Source organism: Geminocystis sp. GBBB08 (genome assembly GCF_016743215.1).
GTDB lineage: Bacteria > Cyanobacteriota > Cyanobacteriia > Cyanobacteriales > Cyanobacteriaceae > Geminocystis.
The window spans coordinates 1-725 of record NZ_VRZC01000313.1 but is presented as its reverse complement, the minus strand read 5'-3'; the positions used below and the strand labels follow the sequence as shown (position 1 = coordinate 725).

The window sequence follows — 725 nt, the reverse complement described above, 5'->3', positions numbered from 1 at the left end:
CCATTAACGGTAATGGCAGTGATAATGTCCTCTTCGGTGGTGACGGTAACGACATCCTCAATGGAGGTACGGGTAATGATACCCTCTTCGGTGGTGACGGTAATGACAACGTCAATGGAGGTATGGGGGATGATAGCTTAATGGGAGGTACGGGCAATGATATTTACTACGTTGATAGTGGCAACGATCAAATCATCGAACTACAGGGAGAAGGAACCGACATAGTTTATAGTACCATTGATTACACAGTAACAGCTAATGTGGAAAATCTGACCTTACAAGGAACAGCCATTAATGGGACGGGGAACGATGCCAATAACACCATTATCGGCAATGGTAGTGATAATGTCCTCATCGGTGGTGAGGGTAATGACAACGTCAATGGCGGTGCCGGTAATGATACCCTCTTCGGTAATGACGGTAATGATGAGCTTAATGGTGGTGCTGGTAATGATAGCTTAATGGGGGGGCTGGGCAACGATATTTACTACGTTGATAGTGGCAACGATCAAATCATTGAACTACAGGGAGAAGGAACCGATACCATTAATAGTACTCTTGACTATACCTTAGTAGGTACATTTCTGGAAAATCTAACCTTACAAGGAACAGCCATTAATGGGACAGGGAACGAGAGCAATAACACCATTAACGGTAATGGCAGTGATAATGTCCTCATCGGTGGTGACGGTAACGACATCCTCAATGGTGGTACGGGTAATGAT

Annotated in this window: 1 protein-coding gene; it reads left to right on the top strand. The window is 44.7% G+C overall.

Annotation, left to right across the window (positions count from 1 at the left end; translation table 11 throughout):
- On the top strand, positions 1-725 hold a 725-nt coding region (locus tag FWJ34_RS19425; RefSeq protein WP_308256971.1), incomplete at both ends, for a calcium-binding protein.